This window comes from Micromonospora sp. NPDC002411 (assembly GCF_053592955.1).
On the sequence record NZ_JBSFBM010000637.1, the window covers coordinates 1 to 1,254 of the forward strand.

Annotated in this window: 1 protein-coding gene; it reads right to left on the minus strand. The window is 71.5% G+C overall.

Annotated elements, in window-relative coordinates; genetic code table 11:
- Positions 1-1,254, minus strand: a 1,254-nt coding sequence (locus tag ACWCO3_RS34655) for an acyltransferase domain-containing protein (RefSeq protein ID WP_450014235.1), incomplete at both ends; no start/stop codon positions are given.

Consider the following 1,254-nt stretch of genomic DNA (forward strand, 5'->3'; position numbering starts at 1 on the left):
GGAAGGCGTAGGTGGGCAGGTCGACGAGGCTTCCACCGGGGTAGCACTGCGTCCAGTCCACCGGCACACCGCGGACGAAGGCTCGGGCCAGGCCGGTGAGGAAGGTCGACACCTGGTCGGGGGTTGCCCGTTGCAGGGGGACGAGCGCCGCCCCGGTCACGCAGTCCGCACCCATGGCGGAGAGGACCCCGTCGGGGCCGATTTCCACGAAGGTGCTGACACCAAGGCCTTCCAGGGTGGCGATCCCGTCGGCGAAGCGCACCGCCTCCCGGACGTGCCGCACCCAGTAGTCGGCGTCAGGTGTCGTCGCGACCTGTCCGGTGATGTTCGAGACGATCGGGATACGCGGCGGGTGGTAGCTCAGCCCGCCGGCCACTCGAGCGAAGGCGTCGAGCATCGGCTCCATCAGCGACGAGTGGAACGCGTGACTGACCCGCAGTCGCTTGGACTTCTCGAACTGGGCGGCGACGGCTGCCACCGCGTCGGCGGCACCGGACAGCACGATCGAGCGCGGCCCGTTGATCGCGGCGATGTCCACGCCCTCGGTCAGCAGTGGCCGTACCTCGGCTTCGGTGGCCCGTACCGCGACCATGACGCCGCCGGGCGGCAGCTCCTGCATCAGGCGGCCCCGGGCCGCGACCAGCGTTGCCGCGTCGGCCAGGGACAGGACCCCGGCGACGTGTGCGGCGGCGATCTCACCGATCGAGTGCCCGACCAGGTAGTCCGGGGTGACGCCGAACGACTCGACCAGGCGGTGGAGCGCGACCTCGTAGGCGAACAACGCCGTCTGGGTGTAGAGGGTCTGGTCGAGGTCGGTGTCGTCGGTGATCACATCACGCAGTGGGCGGTCCAGGTGGACGTCGAGTTCGGCGCAGGCCGCGTCGAACGCGTCGGCGAAGACCGGGTACGTCTCGGCCAGTTCCAGGCCCATGCCCGGGCGCTGTGATCCCTGGCCGGAGAAGACGAACGCGAGCTTGCCGTCGGAGACCTCACCGACGACCAGACCGGCCGAGGCGGTCCCGGCCGCGAGCGCGTCGAGGGCGTCGCGGTGGTCGGCGCCGATCGACACCGCCCGGTACGGCAGGGCGGCGCGGTGCGCGGCGAGGGTGTGACCGACGTCGATCGTGGCGGTGGGGTGTTGGTCGAGGTGGTCGGTGAGTCGGGTGGCCTGTGCGCGCAGGGCGTCGTCGCTGCGCGCGGAGATCAGCCACGGCACCACCTCGTGCGGCGCGGCGGCCGGCTGCTCTTCGACGG